This window comes from Sphingobium sp. B11D3D, from assembly GCF_025961755.1.
Classification (GTDB): domain Bacteria; phylum Pseudomonadota; class Alphaproteobacteria; order Sphingomonadales; family Sphingomonadaceae; genus Sphingobium.
Map to the genome: position 1 here is coordinate 1,241,398 of NZ_JAOQOG010000001.1, position 16,768 is coordinate 1,258,165.

Annotated in this window: 22 protein-coding genes and 1 tRNA gene; 13 read left to right on the forward strand and 10 right to left on the reverse strand. The window is 65.3% G+C overall.

All coding sequences use genetic code 11. The annotated features are described in order from the left end of the window. Genes acpS through pyrE form a run of 3 tightly spaced genes read right to left on the reverse strand, consistent with a single transcriptional unit; the run spans position 1 to position 1,732 of the window. The gene (gene acpS, locus M2334_RS05890) at positions 1 to 402 is read right to left on the reverse strand and encodes a holo-ACP synthase (RefSeq protein ID WP_264604991.1); all 402 of its coding nucleotides are present in this window, start codon (positions 400 to 402) and stop codon (positions 1 to 3) included. After that, the gene (locus tag M2334_RS05895) at positions 399 to 1,157 is read right to left on the reverse strand and encodes a pyridoxine 5'-phosphate synthase (RefSeq protein ID WP_264604992.1); all 759 of its coding nucleotides are present in this window, start codon (positions 1,155 to 1,157) and stop codon (positions 399 to 401) included. Before M2334_RS05895 ends, acpS begins: the two co-directional genes overlap by 4 nt. Continuing rightward, the gene (pyrE, locus tag M2334_RS05900) at positions 1,154 to 1,732 is read right to left on the reverse strand and encodes an orotate phosphoribosyltransferase (RefSeq protein WP_264573260.1); all 579 of its coding nucleotides are present in this window, start codon (positions 1,730 to 1,732) and stop codon (positions 1,154 to 1,156) included. Before pyrE ends, M2334_RS05895 begins: the two co-directional genes overlap by 4 nt. Positions 1,733 to 1,921: 189 nt before the next feature. Between pyrE and coxB the strand changes: the two genes are divergently transcribed. From coxB to M2334_RS05950, 10 genes are all read left to right on the forward strand, one after another. After that, positions 1,922 to 2,941 (forward strand): cytochrome c oxidase subunit II, encoded by a 1,020-nt coding sequence (gene coxB / locus M2334_RS05905; RefSeq protein ID WP_264594170.1) that lies wholly within the window; start codon positions 1,922 to 1,924, stop codon positions 2,939 to 2,941. 11 nt (positions 2,942 to 2,952) lie between these two features. Continuing rightward, the gene (gene ctaD / locus M2334_RS05910; protein ID WP_181560188.1) at positions 2,953 to 4,623 is read left to right on the forward strand and encodes a cytochrome c oxidase subunit I; all 1,671 of its coding nucleotides are present in this window, start codon (positions 2,953 to 2,955) and stop codon (positions 4,621 to 4,623) included. 157 nt (positions 4,624 to 4,780) lie between these two features. Further along, the gene (locus M2334_RS05915; RefSeq protein WP_264577470.1) at positions 4,781 to 5,710 is read left to right on the forward strand and encodes a heme o synthase; all 930 of its coding nucleotides are present in this window, start codon (positions 4,781 to 4,783) and stop codon (positions 5,708 to 5,710) included. Further along, the gene (locus tag M2334_RS05920) at positions 5,707 to 5,829 is read left to right on the forward strand and encodes a hypothetical protein (protein WP_264570860.1); all 123 of its coding nucleotides are present in this window, start codon (positions 5,707 to 5,709) and stop codon (positions 5,827 to 5,829) included. The genes M2334_RS05915 and M2334_RS05920 overlap by 4 nt, the downstream gene beginning before the upstream one ends. Before the next feature lie 11 nt (positions 5,830 to 5,840). Continuing rightward, positions 5,841 to 6,416, forward strand: coding sequence for a cytochrome c oxidase assembly protein (locus M2334_RS05925; protein WP_264594171.1), 576 nt, complete (start codon positions 5,841 to 5,843; stop codon positions 6,414 to 6,416). Positions 6,417 to 6,469: 53 nt separating this feature from the next. Next, positions 6,470 to 7,300 (forward strand): cytochrome c oxidase subunit 3, encoded by an 831-nt coding sequence (locus tag M2334_RS05930; RefSeq protein ID WP_181560186.1) that lies wholly within the window; start codon positions 6,470 to 6,472, stop codon positions 7,298 to 7,300. 137 nt (positions 7,301 to 7,437) lie between these two features. Continuing rightward, a complete protein-coding gene (locus M2334_RS05935) occupies positions 7,438 to 7,866 on the forward strand; it encodes a DUF983 domain-containing protein (RefSeq protein ID WP_264604993.1) in 429 nt (142 codons plus the stop codon). Continuing rightward, a complete protein-coding gene (locus M2334_RS05940) occupies positions 7,863 to 8,501 on the forward strand; it encodes an SURF1 family protein (protein ID WP_264570857.1) in 639 nt (212 codons plus the stop codon). The genes M2334_RS05935 and M2334_RS05940 overlap by 4 nt, the downstream gene beginning before the upstream one ends. 44 nt (positions 8,502 to 8,545) lie before the next feature. Beyond that, entirely contained in the window at positions 8,546 to 9,949 is a 1,404-nt protein-coding gene (gene thrC, locus M2334_RS05945) for a threonine synthase (RefSeq protein WP_264594172.1), read from the forward strand. A 121-nt stretch (positions 9,950 to 10,070) separates the two neighbouring features. After that, a complete protein-coding gene (locus M2334_RS05950; RefSeq protein ID WP_264604994.1) occupies positions 10,071 to 10,967 on the forward strand; it encodes a class I SAM-dependent methyltransferase in 897 nt (298 codons plus the stop codon). A 200-nt stretch (positions 10,968 to 11,167) separates the two neighbouring features. Here the strand turns inward: M2334_RS05950 and M2334_RS05955 are convergent, their stop codons facing one another. Beyond that, complete coding sequence (locus tag M2334_RS05955; RefSeq protein ID WP_264575383.1) at positions 11,168 to 11,809, reverse strand: heme exporter protein CcmB; 642 nt, start codon at positions 11,807 to 11,809, stop codon at positions 11,168 to 11,170. After that, positions 11,806 to 12,420 carry a heme ABC exporter ATP-binding protein CcmA gene (ccmA, locus tag M2334_RS05960; protein ID WP_264606043.1) on the reverse strand — a complete coding sequence of 205 codons (615 nt, stop codon included), beginning with the start codon at positions 12,418 to 12,420 and terminating at the stop codon, positions 11,806 to 11,808. Before ccmA ends, M2334_RS05955 begins: the two co-directional genes overlap by 4 nt. Positions 12,421 to 12,477: 57 nt before the next feature. Here ccmA and M2334_RS05965 point away from each other — a divergent pair, with 57 nt between their 5' ends. Next, entirely contained in the window at positions 12,478 to 12,771 is a 294-nt protein-coding gene (locus M2334_RS05965; RefSeq protein ID WP_264585437.1) for a 4a-hydroxytetrahydrobiopterin dehydratase, read from the forward strand. A gap of 27 nt (positions 12,772 to 12,798) precedes the next feature. Here the strand turns inward: M2334_RS05965 and M2334_RS05970 are convergent, their stop codons facing one another. Beyond that, the gene (locus M2334_RS05970; RefSeq protein ID WP_264604995.1) at positions 12,799 to 13,413 is read right to left on the reverse strand and encodes a DNA-3-methyladenine glycosylase family protein; all 615 of its coding nucleotides are present in this window, start codon (positions 13,411 to 13,413) and stop codon (positions 12,799 to 12,801) included. A 94-nt stretch (positions 13,414 to 13,507) separates the two neighbouring features. Here M2334_RS05970 and M2334_RS05975 point away from each other — a divergent pair, with 94 nt between their 5' ends. Beyond that, on the forward strand, positions 13,508 to 13,825 hold the full coding sequence (locus M2334_RS05975; protein ID WP_264570850.1) for a 2Fe-2S iron-sulfur cluster-binding protein: 318 nt from the start codon (positions 13,508 to 13,510) through the stop codon (positions 13,823 to 13,825). Positions 13,826 to 13,865: 40 nt separating this feature from the next. Here M2334_RS05975 and M2334_RS05980 read toward each other — a convergent pair whose 3' ends face one another. From M2334_RS05980 to M2334_RS05990, 3 genes are read right to left on the reverse strand one after another with little or no spacing between them, the layout of a single operon-like run. Next, entirely contained in the window at positions 13,866 to 14,279 is a 414-nt protein-coding gene (locus M2334_RS05980) for a DUF2147 domain-containing protein (protein WP_264604996.1), read from the reverse strand. Continuing rightward, on the reverse strand, positions 14,276 to 15,040 hold the full coding sequence (locus M2334_RS05985) for a hypothetical protein (protein WP_264604997.1): 765 nt from the start codon (positions 15,038 to 15,040) through the stop codon (positions 14,276 to 14,278). The genes M2334_RS05980 and M2334_RS05985 overlap by 4 nt, the downstream gene beginning before the upstream one ends. A gap of 53 nt (positions 15,041 to 15,093) precedes the next feature. Continuing rightward, positions 15,094 to 15,846 carry a TrmH family RNA methyltransferase gene (locus M2334_RS05990; RefSeq protein WP_264573247.1) on the reverse strand — a complete coding sequence of 251 codons (753 nt, stop codon included), beginning with the start codon at positions 15,844 to 15,846 and terminating at the stop codon, positions 15,094 to 15,096. A 103-nt stretch (positions 15,847 to 15,949) separates the two neighbouring features. On the opposite strand from M2334_RS05990, the gene M2334_RS05995 reads away from it, so the two are divergent. Next, positions 15,950 to 16,035: transfer RNA gene (locus M2334_RS05995), tRNA-Tyr, on the forward strand. A 130-nt stretch (positions 16,036 to 16,165) separates the two neighbouring features. Here the strand turns inward: M2334_RS05995 and M2334_RS06000 are convergent. Beyond that, positions 16,166 to 16,741 (reverse strand): MarR family winged helix-turn-helix transcriptional regulator, encoded by a 576-nt coding sequence (locus M2334_RS06000; protein WP_181560174.1) that lies wholly within the window; start codon positions 16,739 to 16,741, stop codon positions 16,166 to 16,168. Between the last annotated feature and the right edge of the window lie 27 nt (positions 16,742 to 16,768).

Genomic DNA, 16,768 nt, shown 5'->3' on the forward strand with positions numbered 1-16,768 from the left:
TCACGGAAAGCGCGCCTCCAGAATGACGAACGCCTGCGCCCAGGGATGATCGTCGGTCAATGTCAGGTGAACAAATAGGCTGGCGCCGGACGGGGTCAAGGCATCCAGTCGCGCTTTGGCGCCGCCCGTGAGGGCAAGCGTCGGTGCGCCGGAGGGCAGATTGACGACGCCAATGTCCTTCATGAACACGCCGGCCTTGAATCCGGTGCCGACAGCCTTGCTGAAGGCCTCCTTGGCCGCGAAGCGCTTGGCCAATGTGCCGGCCTTGGTGAACGGGCGCCGATTGGCCCGGGCGATTTCATGGTCGGTGAACACCCGCTGCTCGAATCGCGCTCCGAACCGGTCCAGAGAGGCCTGGATTCGCTCGATATTGCAAAGATCAGAGCCCAGGCCGACGATCATGCCTGCCCGCGCGCCTCGTCCATCAGCCTGCGCATCTGCGCCACGCTGTCGCGCAGGCCCAAGAAGATCGCCTCACCGATGAGAAAGTGGCCGATATTGAGTTCAGCGACCTGCGGAATCGCCGCGATGGGCGCGACATTCTCGTAAGTCAGGCCATGGCCGGCATGGGGCTCGATGCCGTTCTTGGCGGCCAGCGCCGCTATGTCGGTGATGCGGCGGAGTTCCGCAGCCTGCTCGGGGCCTTCGACCTCGCAATATTTGCCCGTGTGCAGTTCCACCACCGGCACCTTGAGGCGCAGCGCCGCATCGATCTGGCGCGGATCGGCCTCGATGAACAGCGAGACACGGCAGCCCGCTTCGCCGAGCCGGTCGACCATGGGCGCGAGGTGATTGTGCAACCCGGCCGCATCCAGTCCGCCCTCGGTGGTGCGCTCCTCGCGACGTTCTGGCACGAGGCAGACGGCGTGCGGCTTATGGCGCAGTGCGATCTCCAGCATCTCCTGCGTGGCGGCCATCTCGAAATTGAACGGGATCTCCAGCTCGGCGGACAGGCGCGCGATGTCCTTGTCCGTGATGTGCCGGCGATCTTCGCGCAAATGTGCGGTGATGCCGTCGGCGCCGGCTTCCTGCGCGAGCAGGGCGGCGCGGACCGGATCGGGATAGGAGGCGCCCCGCGCATTGCGGATGGTCGCCACATGATCGATGTTGACGCCCAGGCGCAGGTGGCGGCCGCACTGGTCCGCCATTGCTGTCATGCCCGGCTGCCCGGCTTGGTCGCCGGGATCGCTGCCAGTTCGGGCGGCAGATCGTCAGCGTCGTACACAGGGAAGTTGAGGCTCACGAGCGGGAAGAAGGGCACGCCGAGATTGGCCTCGCCGGCCGAGCGATCGACCACGGCGGCTTCGGCGATGACCTCGCCGCCTTCCGCGCGCACCGCTTCCATCGCCTGGCGGGAGGAGAGGCCGGTCGTCACGACGTCCTCGACCATCAACACCTTCTGGCCGGGTGTTAGCGAGAAACCGCGACGGAACAAGAAGGTGCCCTGCGGCCGCTCGAGAAACAGCGCATCGCAGCCCAGCGCCCGGCCCATTTCGTGGCCGATGATGATGCCGCCCATCGCCGGCGAGACAACGACGTCGATGGCGGCGCGAATATCACGCGGGATAGACTGGGCGATCGCAACGGCGATGCGGCCGGCGCGCTCGGGATTCATCAGCACGCGCGCGCATTGCAGATAGTTGGCGCTGTGCTTGCCCGAGGACAGCAGAAAATGCCCCTGGAGCAGCGCGTCACAGGCGCGAAATTCAGCGAGCACTTCCGATTCTGTCATGTTTCCCCGACCTCTTATATAGAGCGGCGCAGATAGCGGCGGACGGGCTGACAATCAACGGCTGGCATTCGGGCAATTTCTGCGCTTGAGGCTGGGAGGCTGGCTGCGTATAGGGGCCGCAAGATCAATGAGGGGGGCCGCAGTCGATGTCTTTCGCTAGCGGCCTGAAATTGAAGGCAGGTCGACCGCATGACTAGAAGAATCAATGGCTTCATGGTGGCGATCGCGCTCGGACTGAGCACGCTCGCGCCATCTTCCGCTTTCGGGCAGGCAGAACAGGCTGCTGCGCCCGCGGCGTCGACTGCGGAAGCCGCACCGGCCGCCGCCGCTGCGCCCGCAGCTCCCGCCGCGCCGGCGTTCGATCATGCTGCGCCGGTCGAAGGTGTCGGCCAGCCCGCCGTGGGCGAGACGACCTTCCAGAAGCAGGTGACCTCCACGGGCAATTATGCGCTGTGGATGCACAATGTGATTCTGCTGCCGGTCATCACGGTTATCTCGCTGTTCGTGCTCGGGCTGCTGCTCTGGGTCGTGGTGCGCTACCGTCGCGCCGCCAATCCGGTGCCCTCGCGCACCTCGCACAACACGGCGATCGAGATCGTCTGGACGCTGGCGCCGGTGCTGATCCTCATCGGTATCGCCATTCCGTCGATCGACCTGCTGGCCAAGCAGTTCAAGCCGGCCCCGGCCAACGCCATCACCCTCAAGGTGACCGGCTATCAGTGGTACTGGGGTTATGAATATCCCGATCTCGGCATCGGCGAATATGTCTCCAACATGCTGCCGCCCGAAGAAGCGCTCAAGCGTGGCGAGCCCCGCCTGCTCGGCGTCGACAATCGCGTCGTCCTCCCGGTCGGCGTGCCCATCAAGGCGATCATCACTGCGGCTGACGTGATCCACTCCTTCTCGATTCCCGCCTTCTGGGTGAAGGAAGATGCTGTGCCGGGTCGCCTCAACGAGAAGACCTTCACCATCGAGAAGGAAGGCGTCTATTATGGCGTCTGCTCGGAGCTGTGCGGTGCACGCCATGGCTTCATGCCGATCTCGATCGAAGCGGTGAGCCCCGAGCGGTTCGCACAGTGGGTCCGCTCACAGGGTGGCCAGATGCCGGGTGACGCAGCCGCGCCTGCCGCTGCCGCCGAAGCACCCGCCGCCGCTCCTGCTCCCGCCAACGCCGAGACGCCCGCTGCGGCGCCCGCGACTGCATCCTGAGGACTTCCAAGATGAGCACCACAACCGCAGACGATTTCCACGGGGCGCACGCCCATGGCGATCATGATGCCGATCACAAGCCGGGCTTCTTCGTCCGCTGGTTCATGTCGACGAACCACAAGGACATCGGCACGCTTTACCTGATCTTCGCGATCATGGCCGGCGTCATCGGCGGCGCCATCTCGGGCCTCATGCGTCTCGAGCTGGCTGAGCCGGGTATTCAGTATCTCCAGCATTGGGCCACCTTCGCGGACGGTCCCGATGCGACGATCGATCAGGCCTATCACCTCTGGAACGTGCTGATCACGGCCCACGGCCTCATCATGGTGTTCTTCATGGTGATGCCGGCGATCATCGGCGGCTTCGGCAACTGGTTCGTCCCGATCATGATCGGCGCGCCGGACATGGCCTTCCCGCGGATGAACAATATCAGCTTCTGGCTGCTCATCCCTGCATTCCTGCTCCTGCTTGGCTCGGCCTTCGTGCCCGGCGGCACCGGCAATGGCGCGGGCACCGGCTGGACCGTCTATGCCCCGCTGTCCACCAGCGGCAGCCCCGGTCCGGCGGTCGACATGGCGATTCTCTCGCTGCACATCGCAGGCGCCAGCTCGATCCTGGGCGCGATCAACTTCATCACCACCATCTTCAACATGCGCGCACCGGGGATGACCATCCACAAGATGCCGCTGTTCGTGTGGTCGGTGCTGGTTACCGCCTTCCTTCTGCTGCTCGCACTGCCCGTGCTGGCTGCGGCCATCACCATGCTCCTGACCGATCGTAACTTCGGCACCGTCTTCTATGACGCGGCCGGCGGCGGTGATCCGGTTCTCTATCAGCACCTGTTCTGGTTCTTCGGCCACCCCGAAGTGTACATCATGATTCTGCCGGGCTTCGGCATCGTCAGCCAGATCGTCTCCACCTTCAGCCGCAAGCCCGTCTTCGGTTATCTCGGCATGGCCTATGCCATGGTCGCCATCGGCGTCGTTGGCTTCATCGTGTGGGCGCACCACATGTTCACCACCGGCATGACCGTGAACATGAAGATGTACTTCACGGCCGCCACCATGGTCATCGCGGTGCCGACCGGCGTGAAGATCTTTTCGTGGATCGCCACGATGTGGGGCGGCTCGATGAGCTTCAAGACCCCCATGGTCTGGTCGCTCGGCTTCATCTTCATGTTCACCGTGGGTGGCGTGACCGGCGTGGTGCTCGCCAATGGCGGCATCGACGATAACCTGCACGACACCTATTATGTGGTCGCGCACTTCCACTATGTGCTCTCGCTCGGTGCCGTGTTCTCGCTGTTCGCAGGCTTCTACTACTGGTTCCCGAAGATGTTCGGGAAGATGTACAACGAGTTCCTGGGTCAGCTCCACTTCTGGGTGTTTTTCATCGGCGTGAACATCATGTTCTTCCCGATGCACTTCCTGGGCATGAGCGGTATGCAGCGCCGCGTGCCGGATTACACCGATGCGCTGGCCTACTGGAACGGCATCGCCTCGTTTGGTTATGCGATCATGGGCGTGGGCGTTCTGATCTTCTTCGTAAACGTCTTCATCTCCCTGCTGGCCGGCAAGAAGGCCGCTGCCAATCCGTGGGGTGAGGGTGCCACGACGCTGGAATGGACGCTGTCCAGCCCGCCGCCGTACCACCAGTTCGAGACCTTGCCGGTCATCGATTGATCGGCAACGGGTTTCACCCGCGAGCCGCCGTCCTCAGGGTGGCGGCTTGAACAGACAAGATAGTGATCGGGGGCGCGCAAGCGCTCCCGCTTGCGATATGAACTGACGAGTTGAACTGAACGCAAGGTCAGAGGTTTTGGCGAGCAAGGCATCGATCATGGGCACCGCGCCACAACAGTCTCCGCTTGGCGGGTCGACGGTTCCGCTCCCGGCGGACTGGCGCGATCTGCTCGCGCTGACTAAGCCGCGCGTGCTGACGCTCGTCGTCTTCACCGGCCTGTGCGGATTGCTGGTCGCACCCGGCAGCCTGTCTCCGGTGCTCGCCTTTACCGCCATTCTCTGCATCGCGCTCGGCGCTGGTGCGGCGGGCGCGCTCAACCAATGGTATGAAGTCGACCGCGACGCGAAGATGAAGCGTACCGCGGGTCGTCCGCTGCCGGCCGGCCGGATGAGCCGGGAAACGGCGCTGCATTTCGGCGTCGGCCTCGCTGCCTTTTCCGTGCTTCTGATGGGCTTTGCGACCAACTGGCTCGCCGCCGGCATCCTGGCGACGTCGATCCTCTTCTATGTGTTCATCTACACCATCTGGCTCAAGCCACGCACGGCGCAGAATATCGTGATCGGTGGTGCGGCCGGTGCCTTTCCGCCGTTGATCGGCTGGGCGGCGGTGACGGGCGATGTGGCGCTGCTGCCCATCGCTCTGTTCATGCTGATCTTCTTCTGGACCCCGCCGCACTTCTGGTCGCTCGCGCTGTTCGTGCGGATGGATTACGCCAATGCCGGCATCCCGATGCTGCCGGTGGTGGCCGGGGAGGTGACCACCCGCCGCCAGATCCTGGGCTATACCAGCATCATGGGCGTCGCCGCGCTGGCGCCGGTGGTGTTGCGGCTGACCGGCCCGATCTATGGACTGACTGCGTTGTTGGCGACAGCGGTGTTCGCGGCCATGGCCCTGCAGGTCTCGCTGCGCCGGGAGAGCGATCCCGCCCAAATGAAGCCGGAGCGGCGGCTGTTCAAATATTCGGTTCTCTATCTTTTCCTGCTCTTCGGCGCGGTTGTCGTCGACCATTGGGTGTATGCGGCATGACCCCTGAAGACCAGAAACTCATTCAGGAGCGCCAGCGGGCGCGGGCGCGCATCATGGCGTGGATCCTCGCCGCGCTGGTCGTACTGTTCTTTGCGATCACCATCGCGAAAATGGCCTGAGGAGCGGTGCGATGACGACGATTGCCGGAAAGCGCGTGAGTAACCGCAAGACAGCCCTGCTGGCAGCGCTGGTCGCGGTGGCGATGCTCGGCCTCGGCTTCGCGGCGGTCCCGCTCTACCGCCTATTCTGTCAGGTTACCGGCTTCGGCGGCACCACCCAGCGCGTCGACGCCGCACAGGCCGCCAAGGCGGTCTCGCTGCAGACGCAGGGCCGGCAGCTGTCGATTCGGTTCGACTCGAATATCGGCGGCGGCATCCCGTGGGAATTCTATCCCGAGAAGCGCCGCCTGACCGTGGGCGTCGGCGGCAAGTCGATGGCGATCTTCATCGCGAAGAACACCTCGAATAAGCCGGTGACCGGGCGCGCCGTGTTCAACGTCACGCCCGAATATGTCGGCAAATATTTCAGCAAGGTGCAGTGCTTCTGCTTTACGGAGCAGACCTTGCAGCCGGGGCAGCAGGTGCGGATGCCCGTGCTGTTCTATGTCGACAAGGCGTTCCTTGATGATTCTGACGGCAAGGACGTCCAGGAAATCACGCTGAGTTACACATTCTATCCGGTTGAGAAGCCGGACGACCAGAGCTAAAGAAGCGCGCAAACGAGCGCTCGGATAAAGCGCTTAGATACAGGGAATACGATATGGCCGGCGCCAAGAATCACGATTATCACATTCTCCCCGCCAGTTTCTGGCCGTTGATGGGCTCGATGTCGGCCCTGGTGATGGCGCTGGGCGCCGTTGCCTGGATGCACCCCTCTGAAATGGGCAGCTGGGGCGGCGCGGGCTTCTTCCTCGGTCTGGCCGGCGTGCTCGCCACCATGTTCTTCTGGTGGGCGGACGTTATTCGCGAGGCGCATGCCGGCGATCACACGCCAGTCGTGCAGCTTCACCTGCGCTACGGCATGATCCTGTTCATCGCCTCGGAAGTCATGTTCTTCGTGGGCTGGTTCTGGGCGTTCTTCGATTTCAGCCTCTTCCCGACGGCCCTGCCGCCGATTGACGGCCTGTTCCCGTCCGAGGGCATCGAAGTTCTCAATCCCTTCGAGCTGCCGCTCCTCAACACGCTGATTCTGCTTTGCTCCGGCACCACCATCACCTGGGCGCACCATGCGATCATCCATGGCGACCGGGACGGCTTGAAGAAGGGCCTGTGGCTTACGATCATCCTCGGCATCGTCTTCACCTGCGTGCAGGCCTACGAATATGCTCACGCGCCCTTCGCCTTCGGCACGACGCCTTATGGCTCGGCCTTCTACATGGCGACCGGCTTCCACGGCTTCCACGTTCTGGTCGGCACGATCTTCCTGATCGTCTGCCAGGTGCGGGCCTATAAGGGCCACTTCACCCCGCGCCAGCACTTCGGGTTCGAGGCGGCGGCCTGGTACTGGCACTTCGTTGACGTGGTGTGGCTGTTCCTGTTCGTCTCCATCTATGTGTGGGGCGGCTGGGGAGCTCCGATGCACGCGGGCTGATCGGCCGGGGAGCACGGCATGTGCGGCGCCAAGGCCCATGCTTGCTCCTCATCTATCGATAGCAAAGGCGACGCGCGGAAAGCCCTTCCGCGCGTCGCTTCGTTTTCGGCATGCGGCATTTGCGAAGGACAGGATGGATGAGCGAGACTAAGCCCGCAGAGGCGCTAAAGGCTGCCGCTGTCACACCGGCTTATCTAGTCAAGGCGAGCGTCAAGGCCCGCTGCCCGCGCTGTGGCGCCGGGCCGCTGTTCGATGGCTGGGTACGATTCGCGCCGAGCTGCCGGGCCTGCGGGCTGGATCTGGCCGCGTTCAATGTCGGCGATGGCCCGGCGGCCTTCCTCATCCTGATCGTCGGCGGGCTGGTCACGGCGCTGGCGCTGATGGTCCAGCTGGCCGCCGATCCGCCATTCTGGGTGCATATCCTGCTCTGGGTGCCGCTCACCACCGCGCTGGTCATCGGCTGTTTGCGGCTGTCCAAGGCAGCACTGCTGATCATCGAATATCGCAACAAGGCGCGCGAGGGGCGCATTGCCGATCCGCGTCAGCCGGGCGAGGGCGCGCCATGAGCCGCCGGGTGCCGCTGGTGCCGACCGTTCTGGTCGGCCTCGCCGTTGCCGTGATGATCGCGCTGGGCATCTGGCAGATCGGTCGCGCCCAGCAGAAGGAGGCCGCGCTGGATGCCTGGCGCGCGAATCTGCATCTGCCGCTCACGGCCTATCCCCGGCAAAACCCCACCGATCAAAGCTACATGTTCCGCCGTCTCGCGGCCCAGTGCCTGCGCGTGGTCGATTGGCAGGTGATCGGCGGTCGGGCGCGCAGCGGCGAGACCGGATGGCGGCACATCGCTTATTGCGCGACCGGTGCCGAAGGGCCGGGACTTGTGGTGGACATGGGCGTGAGCGTGCGACCGGATGGCAAGACTGACTGGCAGGGCGGCCCGGTGACTGGCACAGCCACCCATGAGCCGGACAATTCCTCACTGCTGGCCCGTGTGCAGGGCAAGGCACCGCCCTTGCGGCTGATGATCGTCGCGGACGGGCCCGCGCCCGGCCTGCTCGCCTCCGCGCGGCCCGATCCATCGTCGGTGCCCAATAATCACCGCTCCTACGCGGTGCAGTGGTTCCTGTTCGCCACGATCGCGCTGGTGATTTATGCGCTCGCCCTGCGCAAGCGCTGGCGGGGCGAACCGCGCGAGGGTTAATCCACTCCGTTGCGCTACGGCAGCCACAAGGCTAAGGGCCGGTCATGCAATATGTGAGCACCAGGGGGCGCGCGGCTGCGCTGGATTTCGAAGGCGCAACGCTGGCAGGGCTGGCGAGCGACGGCGGGCTGTATCTGCCTGAGCATTGGCCGAGCTTTTCCGCCGACGAGCTGGAGGCGATGCGCGGCCTCTCTTACGTCGAGACCGCCGTTCGTGTCATTCGCCCCTTCGTGGGCAATTGTCTGAGCGAAGACGAGCTGCGCGAGCTGTGTACGCAGGCTTATGGCCGCTTCTCCCACGCCGCGGTGACGCCGCTGGTGCAGCTCGATCATCAGCACTGGCTGCTTGAGCTGTTCCACGGGCCGACGCTGGCGTTCAAGGACGTTGCGCTGCAGATGCTCGGCCTGCTGTTCGAGAAGTTCCTCAGCCGCCGCGATACCCATCTGACCATCGTCGGCGCGACGTCGGGAGACACCGGCTCGGCGGCCATCGATGCCGTTGCGGGCCGAGCGAAGATCGATATCTTCATGCTCCATCCCGCAGATCGCGTGTCGGATGTGCAGCGCCGGCAGATGACGACGGTGCTGGCGCCGAACGTCCACAACATCGCCATCGAGGGCAGCTTCGACGATGCGCAGGCGCTGGTGAAGCGCATGTTCAACGATGCCGATTTCGCCGGCCGCTTCGATCTGTCGGCGGTGAACAGCATCAACTGGGCGCGACTCGTGGCGCAGGTGATCTATTATATCTATGTCGGCGTGCGCCTCGGCGCGCCGCATCGGCAGGTCGCCTTCTCGGTGCCGACCGGCAATTTCGGCGACGTGTTCGCCGGCTATGTCGCAGCGCGCATGGGTCTCCCCATCGAGCGGCTGATCGTCGCCACCAATGTGAACGACATTCTGCACCGGGCGCTCTCGCAGGGCGACTACAGCCAGGAAGGCGTCGTGCCGACGGCCACGCCCAGCATGGACATTCAGGTCTCCTCCAATTTCGAGCGGCTGCTGTTCGATCTTGGCGGGCGCGATGGTCTGGCGCTGGCCGAGCAGATGAAGGGATTCGAGGCGACAAAGGCCATGCGCCTGACGAATGCGCAGCGCGACGGGGCGTCCAAGCTCTTCTCGTCCGCGCGCGTCGATGGCGACGACATGTCGCGGGCGATGCGTTGGGCTTATGATGCGGCCTCTCAGGTCATCGATCCGCACAGCGCGGTCGGCCTCGCGGCGGCCCATGCCGTGCCGCTCGATCCGTCCGTGCCGGTGGTGACGCTGGCGACGGCGCATCCCGCCAAGTTCCGCGATGCCGTGGAACGCGCCACCGGCGTGCGTCCCTCGCTGCCGTCACGTGTGGGCGATCTGTTCGGGCGCGAGGAGCGCTATGTGACGCTGCCCGGTACGTTCGAGGCGGTGACCGAATATATCGCGGAACGCGCCACACCGCGCCGTGGGTAGGACGTCCTTTCTGAAGCCCCTCCTCTTTAGAGGAGGGGTTGGGGTGGTGTCGGCTACGTCGGCTCCAGAGCGCTACGTAAGCACCTACCTCCGAACCCCTCCCCTGAAGGGGAGGGGATAGATGTCTATAACCCTGCCACCCGCCCTCCCACTCACCACAATGGTCGGCGAGCCCTGGGGCGATTACGGCCTCATCGATAGCGGCGCCGGCCGCAAGCTGGAGCGCTACGGCCCCTATCGTTTCATCCGCCCGGAGCCGCAGGCGATGTGGCAGCCGGCGCAGGCCGACTGGGATGCGCATGGCAGCTTCATTCCGGCATCGGACGAGGATGGCGGCGGGCGCTGGCATTTCGACAAGCCCGTGCCGCGTGATGGCTGGCCGCTACGCTGGGAGGAGGCGCGCTTTCAGGCAAGCTGCACGCCCTTTCGCCATCTCGGCTTCTTCCCGGACATGGCGCCGGTCTGGCAATGGGCACGCGAGCGGCTGCACGGCGTTGAAGCGCCTCATTTCCTCAACCTGTTCGGCTATACCGGCGTCGGCACGCTGGCCCTCTCCGCGACCGGGGCGCAGTGCGTGCATGTCGATGCCTCGAAAAAATCGGTCGCGCAGGCACGCGCCAATGCGGCACTCTCCGGCATGGAGAGCAATCCCGTCCGCTGGATCATCGACGATGCCGCCAAATTCGCGGCACGCGAGGTGCGGCGCGAGCGGCGCTATCATGGCATCCTGCTCGATCCGCCCAAATATGGCCGGGGACCGGATGGCGAAATCTGGCGCCTCGAGGAAGACCTGCCCGGCCTGATCGCCGGGTGCCGCCGCTTGCTGGATGGCGAGAGCCGCTTCCTGTTCCTCACGGTCTATGCCGTGCGCATGTCCGCGCTGGCGATCGGCGAACTGCTCCGGGCGCATCTCGGTGATCTGCCGGGGCGGATCGAATGCGGCGAGCTTGCCGTGCGGGAGGAGGCGCGGGGGCTGTTGCTTCCAACGGCGATCTGGGCGCGGTGGACGCCGGGCTGAGGGGCTTTCGGGAGGAGGGCGTCCGCCGCGTGAGCGCACCGCAAGCGCCTAGGTATACTACATGTATACCCGCCTACCTTTCCGTTCGTGTCGAGCGAAGTCGAGACACGTCTAGCGCTGTGCTTGGTGTCTCGACTTCGCTCGACACGAACGGGGAAGAGGGAAGGCCTGGTATGCGGCGCCCCTCAATCCAGCCCTACCTAATCCCGTCCCGCCCTTAGCGCCGCGCCGCCGGCCACCGGCGCCACCACACACAGTAACAGCGAGCAGGCCGCGACCAGCTTCAGCGCGCTGTCGCCGCCAAATTGCAGGGCGCCGGCACCGAAGATCAGGATCGGCACCGCCAGCGGCAGCACCAGCAGGCCGGTGAGCGCGCCGCTGCCCCGCAGGCCAGCGGTGAGTGCCGCCACCAGCAGGGCGAGCGCGGCAAGGCCGGGAGTGCCGAGCGCCAGACCGACCATCACCAGCCGCAGCATCTCCGGCTCCAGCTTGAGCAGCGCCCCGGCCGGCAGCGCGGCGATCAGCAGCGGCGGGCCGAAGCTCAGCCAATGCGCGACGCCCTTGGCGAACAGGATCGTGCCTTCCCCCACGCCGCGCAGCACGAGCTGGTCGATCACGCCGCTGTCGCGGTCCGGCTCGATCAGCCGGTCAATGGGCAGCAGGCTGGCCAGCAGCGCGGCGACCCAGAGCAAGCCGCCGCCGGTCTGGCTGAGCAGCGTGGCATTGGGGCCGACCGCGAAAGGAAACAGCGCCGCAATCAGCAGCAGAAAGGCCAGCGGCAGCCAGATGCCACCGCTCCGCCACGCCCGGCCAAGGTCGCGCAGGATGATCGGGCCGATCATGCGTCGCGCTCCTCGCCCGCATCCGGGGCCGGCGCATGAAGGTTGATCACCGCATCCTGCGTCCACGCGAGCGGCATGTGCGAGGCCGCGAGCACGAGGCCGCCGCGCGCACGGTGCTCGTCGACCAGGGTGCCGAGTTGCGCGGCCGAGGCGACGTCGAGGCCATTGGCGGGCTCATCCAGCAGCCAGATCGGTGCCGCAGTAATCAGCGTGCGCGCCAGCGCGGCGCGCTTGCGCTGGCCGGTGGAGAGCATCCGCACCGGAATATCGCGCAGATGCGCAATGGCGAGGTCATCGAGCGCGGCGTTGATGCGTGCGGACGGCGCCTCGTCCACCTTCGCCCAGAAGGCGAGGGCCTCGTGCACCGTGCGGTCCCGGTCCAGCGCGTCCAACTCGTCGGTCAGCGCCACCGCGCCCTTGCAGGTCACCGTCCCCGCAAAGGGCCGCAGGAGCCCGGCAATGATGCGCAGCAGGCTCGATTTACCGATGCCGTTCGGCCCGGCGATCTGGGCGCTGCCGCCGGCCGTCAGGCTGAGATTGACACCGGCGAACAGCAGCCGTCCCCCGCGCAGGCAGGCGACATCCTCCAGCCGGAGCGCCGCGCCGCTCATGGCTTGACGGTCCATGGGCGCGTGGCCGAGAAGGGGGCGCGCGAAAAGGAGACCGCCATGCCAAGGATCGCCCGTCTCTCCGACGAGGAGCGCGCGCAAGCGCTCAGCACTGTCCCGGCCTGGCGCCTGTCGGATGATGCCAGCGGTATTTCGCGCAGCCTGCGGTTCGATGATTTCGTCGCCGCCTTCGGGTTCATGAGCAAGGTCGCCCTGCTGGCCGAACGCGCCGATCATCACCCGGAATGGTCGAACGTCTACAATCGCGTGGATATTCGCCTGAGCACCCATGATGCCGGGGGCCTGAGCGCGCGCGATATTGCCCTCGCCAAGGCGATCGACGCACTGCTCTGACGGGAAGGGGGCGGGGGAGACAGCGCATTAGAAGACCGGGGTGTTATAATGGTGCCAGGCCATCAGCGCCATGGCGCTGCGGTGTGGGCGCCAGGCTTCGGCCAGCGCGCGGGTTTCGCGTTCGGCCGGGCGCGCATCGAGGCCCATGATCTGCCCCACCGCGATCTGCACGGCGAGGTCGCCCGCCGGCCAGATGTCCCTGCGGCCTTCCGCGAACAGCAGATAGATCTCCGCCGACCAGCGCCCGATGCCCTTGATCCGCACGAGCGCGGCAATGGCCTCCTCATCATCTTGCGGCAGCGCGTGGAGATCGAGCCCGCCGCTCACCACCAGTTCCGCGAGGCTGCGGGCATAGCCTTGCTTCTGGCGGGAGAGGCCGCAGGCGCGGAGCGTATCGAAATCCTGCGCCAGCAGGGCATCGGGCGCGCAGCCGGCGCCAAGGGCCGCTTCCAGCCTGGCCCAGACCGAAGCCGCCGCGGCGACGCTCACCTGCTGGCCGACAATGGTGCGCAGCAGCGTTTCATAACCCGGTTCGCGCTGGCGGGATGGGGGGTAACCGAGCCGCTCGATCAACGCGGCGATCGCGGGCTGATCTGCCGCCAGCGCATCCAGCGAAGTCCGCAATGCGGCATCATCGAGCATGGTTCGTCCCAGGATAAAGAGCGGCGCGCGTCGCCGGGTTGATTTCTGTCCAGCAGCCCCTCATAGCGAGCCAAACCATGGTTTGGAGATAAAAATGCCGCAATTGACGGTTGTGACACGGGACGGCGCGCGCCACGAGATCGAGGCCCAGAATGGCCACACGGTCATGGAAGTGATCCGCGACAACGGAATCGACGAACTGCTGGCCATTTGTGGCGGCTGCTGTTCCTGCGCAACCTGCCATGTCTATGTGGACGAGGCTTATGCGGACAAGCTCCCGCCGCTCAAGGGCGACGAGGACGATCTGCTCGATAGCTCCGAGCATCGCAATGCCTCCAGCCGTCTCTCCTGCCAGATCCCGGTCAGCCCGGAGCTCGAGGGCATGGTCGTCACGATCGCACCGGAAGACTGAGCACTTTGGCCCGGTGCGCGCCAGCGGGCGCCCGCCGGGTCTAGTTATCCACCCGGGTCCAGACCTGTGATCGGCAGCCGATGCGGCCGATCAGGCAGCCTTGCGCGCTCAGCGTCCGCTCGTTGACCAGGGTGATGGTGCCGGAAAAGGTCTTGCCGATATCCGGTACGAACACCTTGCCCCGCCAGGCATTCTCCTTCTCGGGCACGAAGCCGCTGAACAGGCGCGCCCCGATCAGATTGTCGATCCCGCCCTTGCGCGCATCCGCGCGGGCTTTTTCGCTGGCCTGAATCACCGTCCCGCACATCGCCGTGCCGCAGCGATGCGCGCGCACCTGCACGCTGCGCTGCGGATTGGTCCAGATGCCAAGCGATTCGCTTTCCGCCGCGCGGACTGCGCTAGCGCTTAGAGCGGCGCTAGCGATCAGCAGCCCAAGGCCTGCGTGCAACCTCATGGCAACGGCGCCACGCGCAGCACGACCATCGGTGCATCCTTGGTGGCTGGGGTGACCTTCCAGACGATCCGTCTTTGTCCATCCGTCATAGTTTCGGCGCCTTCTTCCTGATTCTGGCTCACGATCTCCGCCGATGTGGTCAGCGTGAACGTGCCGTCCAGCAGCCCGCCAGGGCTCTCACCACCGCTCGCCGTGCCCATCGGTAGGGCGGCGGCATCGCTATCATTGGCAAAGCCGGGAGCCTTCATGCGCACGCGATCCTTGCCGCGCAGTTCGATGGCGAGGAAGGGAAGGACGACTTCCCCGTCCGGGTTAAACGGGAAGACGAAGCCATGGTCGAGCCGGCCGCTGATCCGGTAATCGATGGCCAGCTTGCGGTCGCCGATGTAGCGGGCAGAGCGGTAGCCATATTCCTTGCTCAGCGCCTCGGCGAGACGCCGGAGTTGCGCCTCATCGTCGGCATCGGCGTCGGCGTCGTCCGCAGTCCCGCTCTTGCTTTGCGGCTGGCTGGCGATCTTGAACATCTGCGCATCGTCCGTCGCCCCGTCCGTGGCGTCGTCTTCCGCTGCATTGTCTTCATCCAGCAGTCCGTCGGTCATGTCGGACGGACTGCTCTTGAGAAGCTGCACCTCCCCCACATAAGCGAAGGTGAAGCTGCGGTCGGCCTTGATATCGAGCGTCGCCGCGAATCGTGTCGGTACGAGCAGGCAGCTCGAAAGCAGCAGGGGCGCGATCAGCACCAGCAGCCAGCGCGTCATCATCGCCCGGTTCGTCAATCGCTCATCCCCCGCGAGGCACGGCGCCAGGCTTGCGCCTAGCGCGTCATGCAGGCGTATAGCGCGATTGCAGCGGCGTTGGAAACGTTGAGGCTCTCCATGCGCGGGCTGATCGGCAGGCGAGCGACCATGTCGCAATGGTTGACGCTGTTCAGGCGCAGGCCTTCACCCTCCGCACCCAGCACAAGCGCGACGCGAGTGGTATTGTCCAGCGCGCCGGCGATCGTATCGCGTGCGTCGCCATCGAGCGCGATGCGCCAATAGCCGGCCTCAGCGATTTCATCGAGCGCGCGGGCGAGGTTCACCACCCGTACCCAGGGCACAATTTCCAGCGCGCCGGCTGCCGCGCGCGCGATCACGCCCGATTCGGGCGGCGCATGGCGGTCCTGCGTCACAATGCCCAGTGCATTGAAGGCCGCGGCCGAGCGCAAAATCGCGCCGACATTGTGCGGGTCGGTCACTTGATCGAGCACCAGGATCGGCCTGCGCGCCTGTTCATCCGGCACGCCCTGTTCCAGCAGATCGCCGAGCCAGATGTCCTCCAGCGCTTCCACCTCGGCCACAAGGCCTTGATGTGGCGCGTCGCCCGGCACCATGCGGCCCAAATCCGCCACGTCCGAATAGACGATCGGCAGCACCGGCGGCAGATCGAGCGCGGCCAATGCCTCGCGCGTGCCCCAGATCTTGCGAATCACCCGGTCCGGATTGGCGAGCGCGGCCGTGATGGCGTGGCGCCCATAGAGCCTCGGATACCCGCCTTTCGGCTTTCCTGTTCTGTGTCCCCGTTTCATGCGTGCGCTTTTCCACAGCATGGCATTGACAGGCAAGGCCCCATTCGCCATTGAGCCGCCTCCAATCCGTTTGACGGCCTCGCCGTCCGGGTCAGGCGCCTCTGGAAGGGTGGCCGAGTGGTTAAAGGCAGCAGACTGTAAATCTGCCCGCGTGAGCGTACGCTGGTTCGAATCCAGCCCCTTCCACCATCTCCATGATGATAAGTTGAAACCGCGTCCTTCGGGACGGGAGCCGGCCTTAGCGCAATCGATCGATTGCCTTGTCCGCCGGCCGGCTTGGTTCGCTGCCGGGAGCAGACCATCCGAGCGCAATAAATCCTCAGCGGGTGGCGGGCGGCAGTCCGTCATTTGCGAATCCCGGCAGCTTCCCGATCTGGTCGGCGGGCAGATCGAGCCCGGATTCGATGCGTTGGAGCAGCATCGAGAAGAAGTCATAGCCTTCCCGCACCTTCTCCTCGGAGACGTCCTCAAGCAAATGCGCGCGCAGGCTGGCGGCGATTTCGAGCATATGGGCCAGCGTCTGATAGCCCTCTGCGGTCAGGCGCATCAGCTTGTTGCGCCGGTCGCTCGGGTCGGGCAGGCGCTCCACCAGCCCTTCGGCTTCCAGCAGATCGAGCGTGCGGGTGAGGGTGGGGCCTTCGATCCCGACGCGCTTGGCGATCTGGATCTGGGTCGTGCCGGGCGGCGCATAGGCGATGGAGGACATCGCCTCCATGCGCGATGCGCTTTGGCCGATATCCCGCAGCTTCTCATCGACCAGCGCGCGCCAGCGACGGGCCAGCATCACAATGGTGATGGTCAGCGCCATGTCCGGGGAAGGATAGCCCGATTTCGGTGGCAGAACCTTGCCGAAGATTTCAGCTTCGCTGCCTGCCGTCTTGGGAGCGCTTTTCATGCGATGCCGTTCCTTCGTTACCTTGCC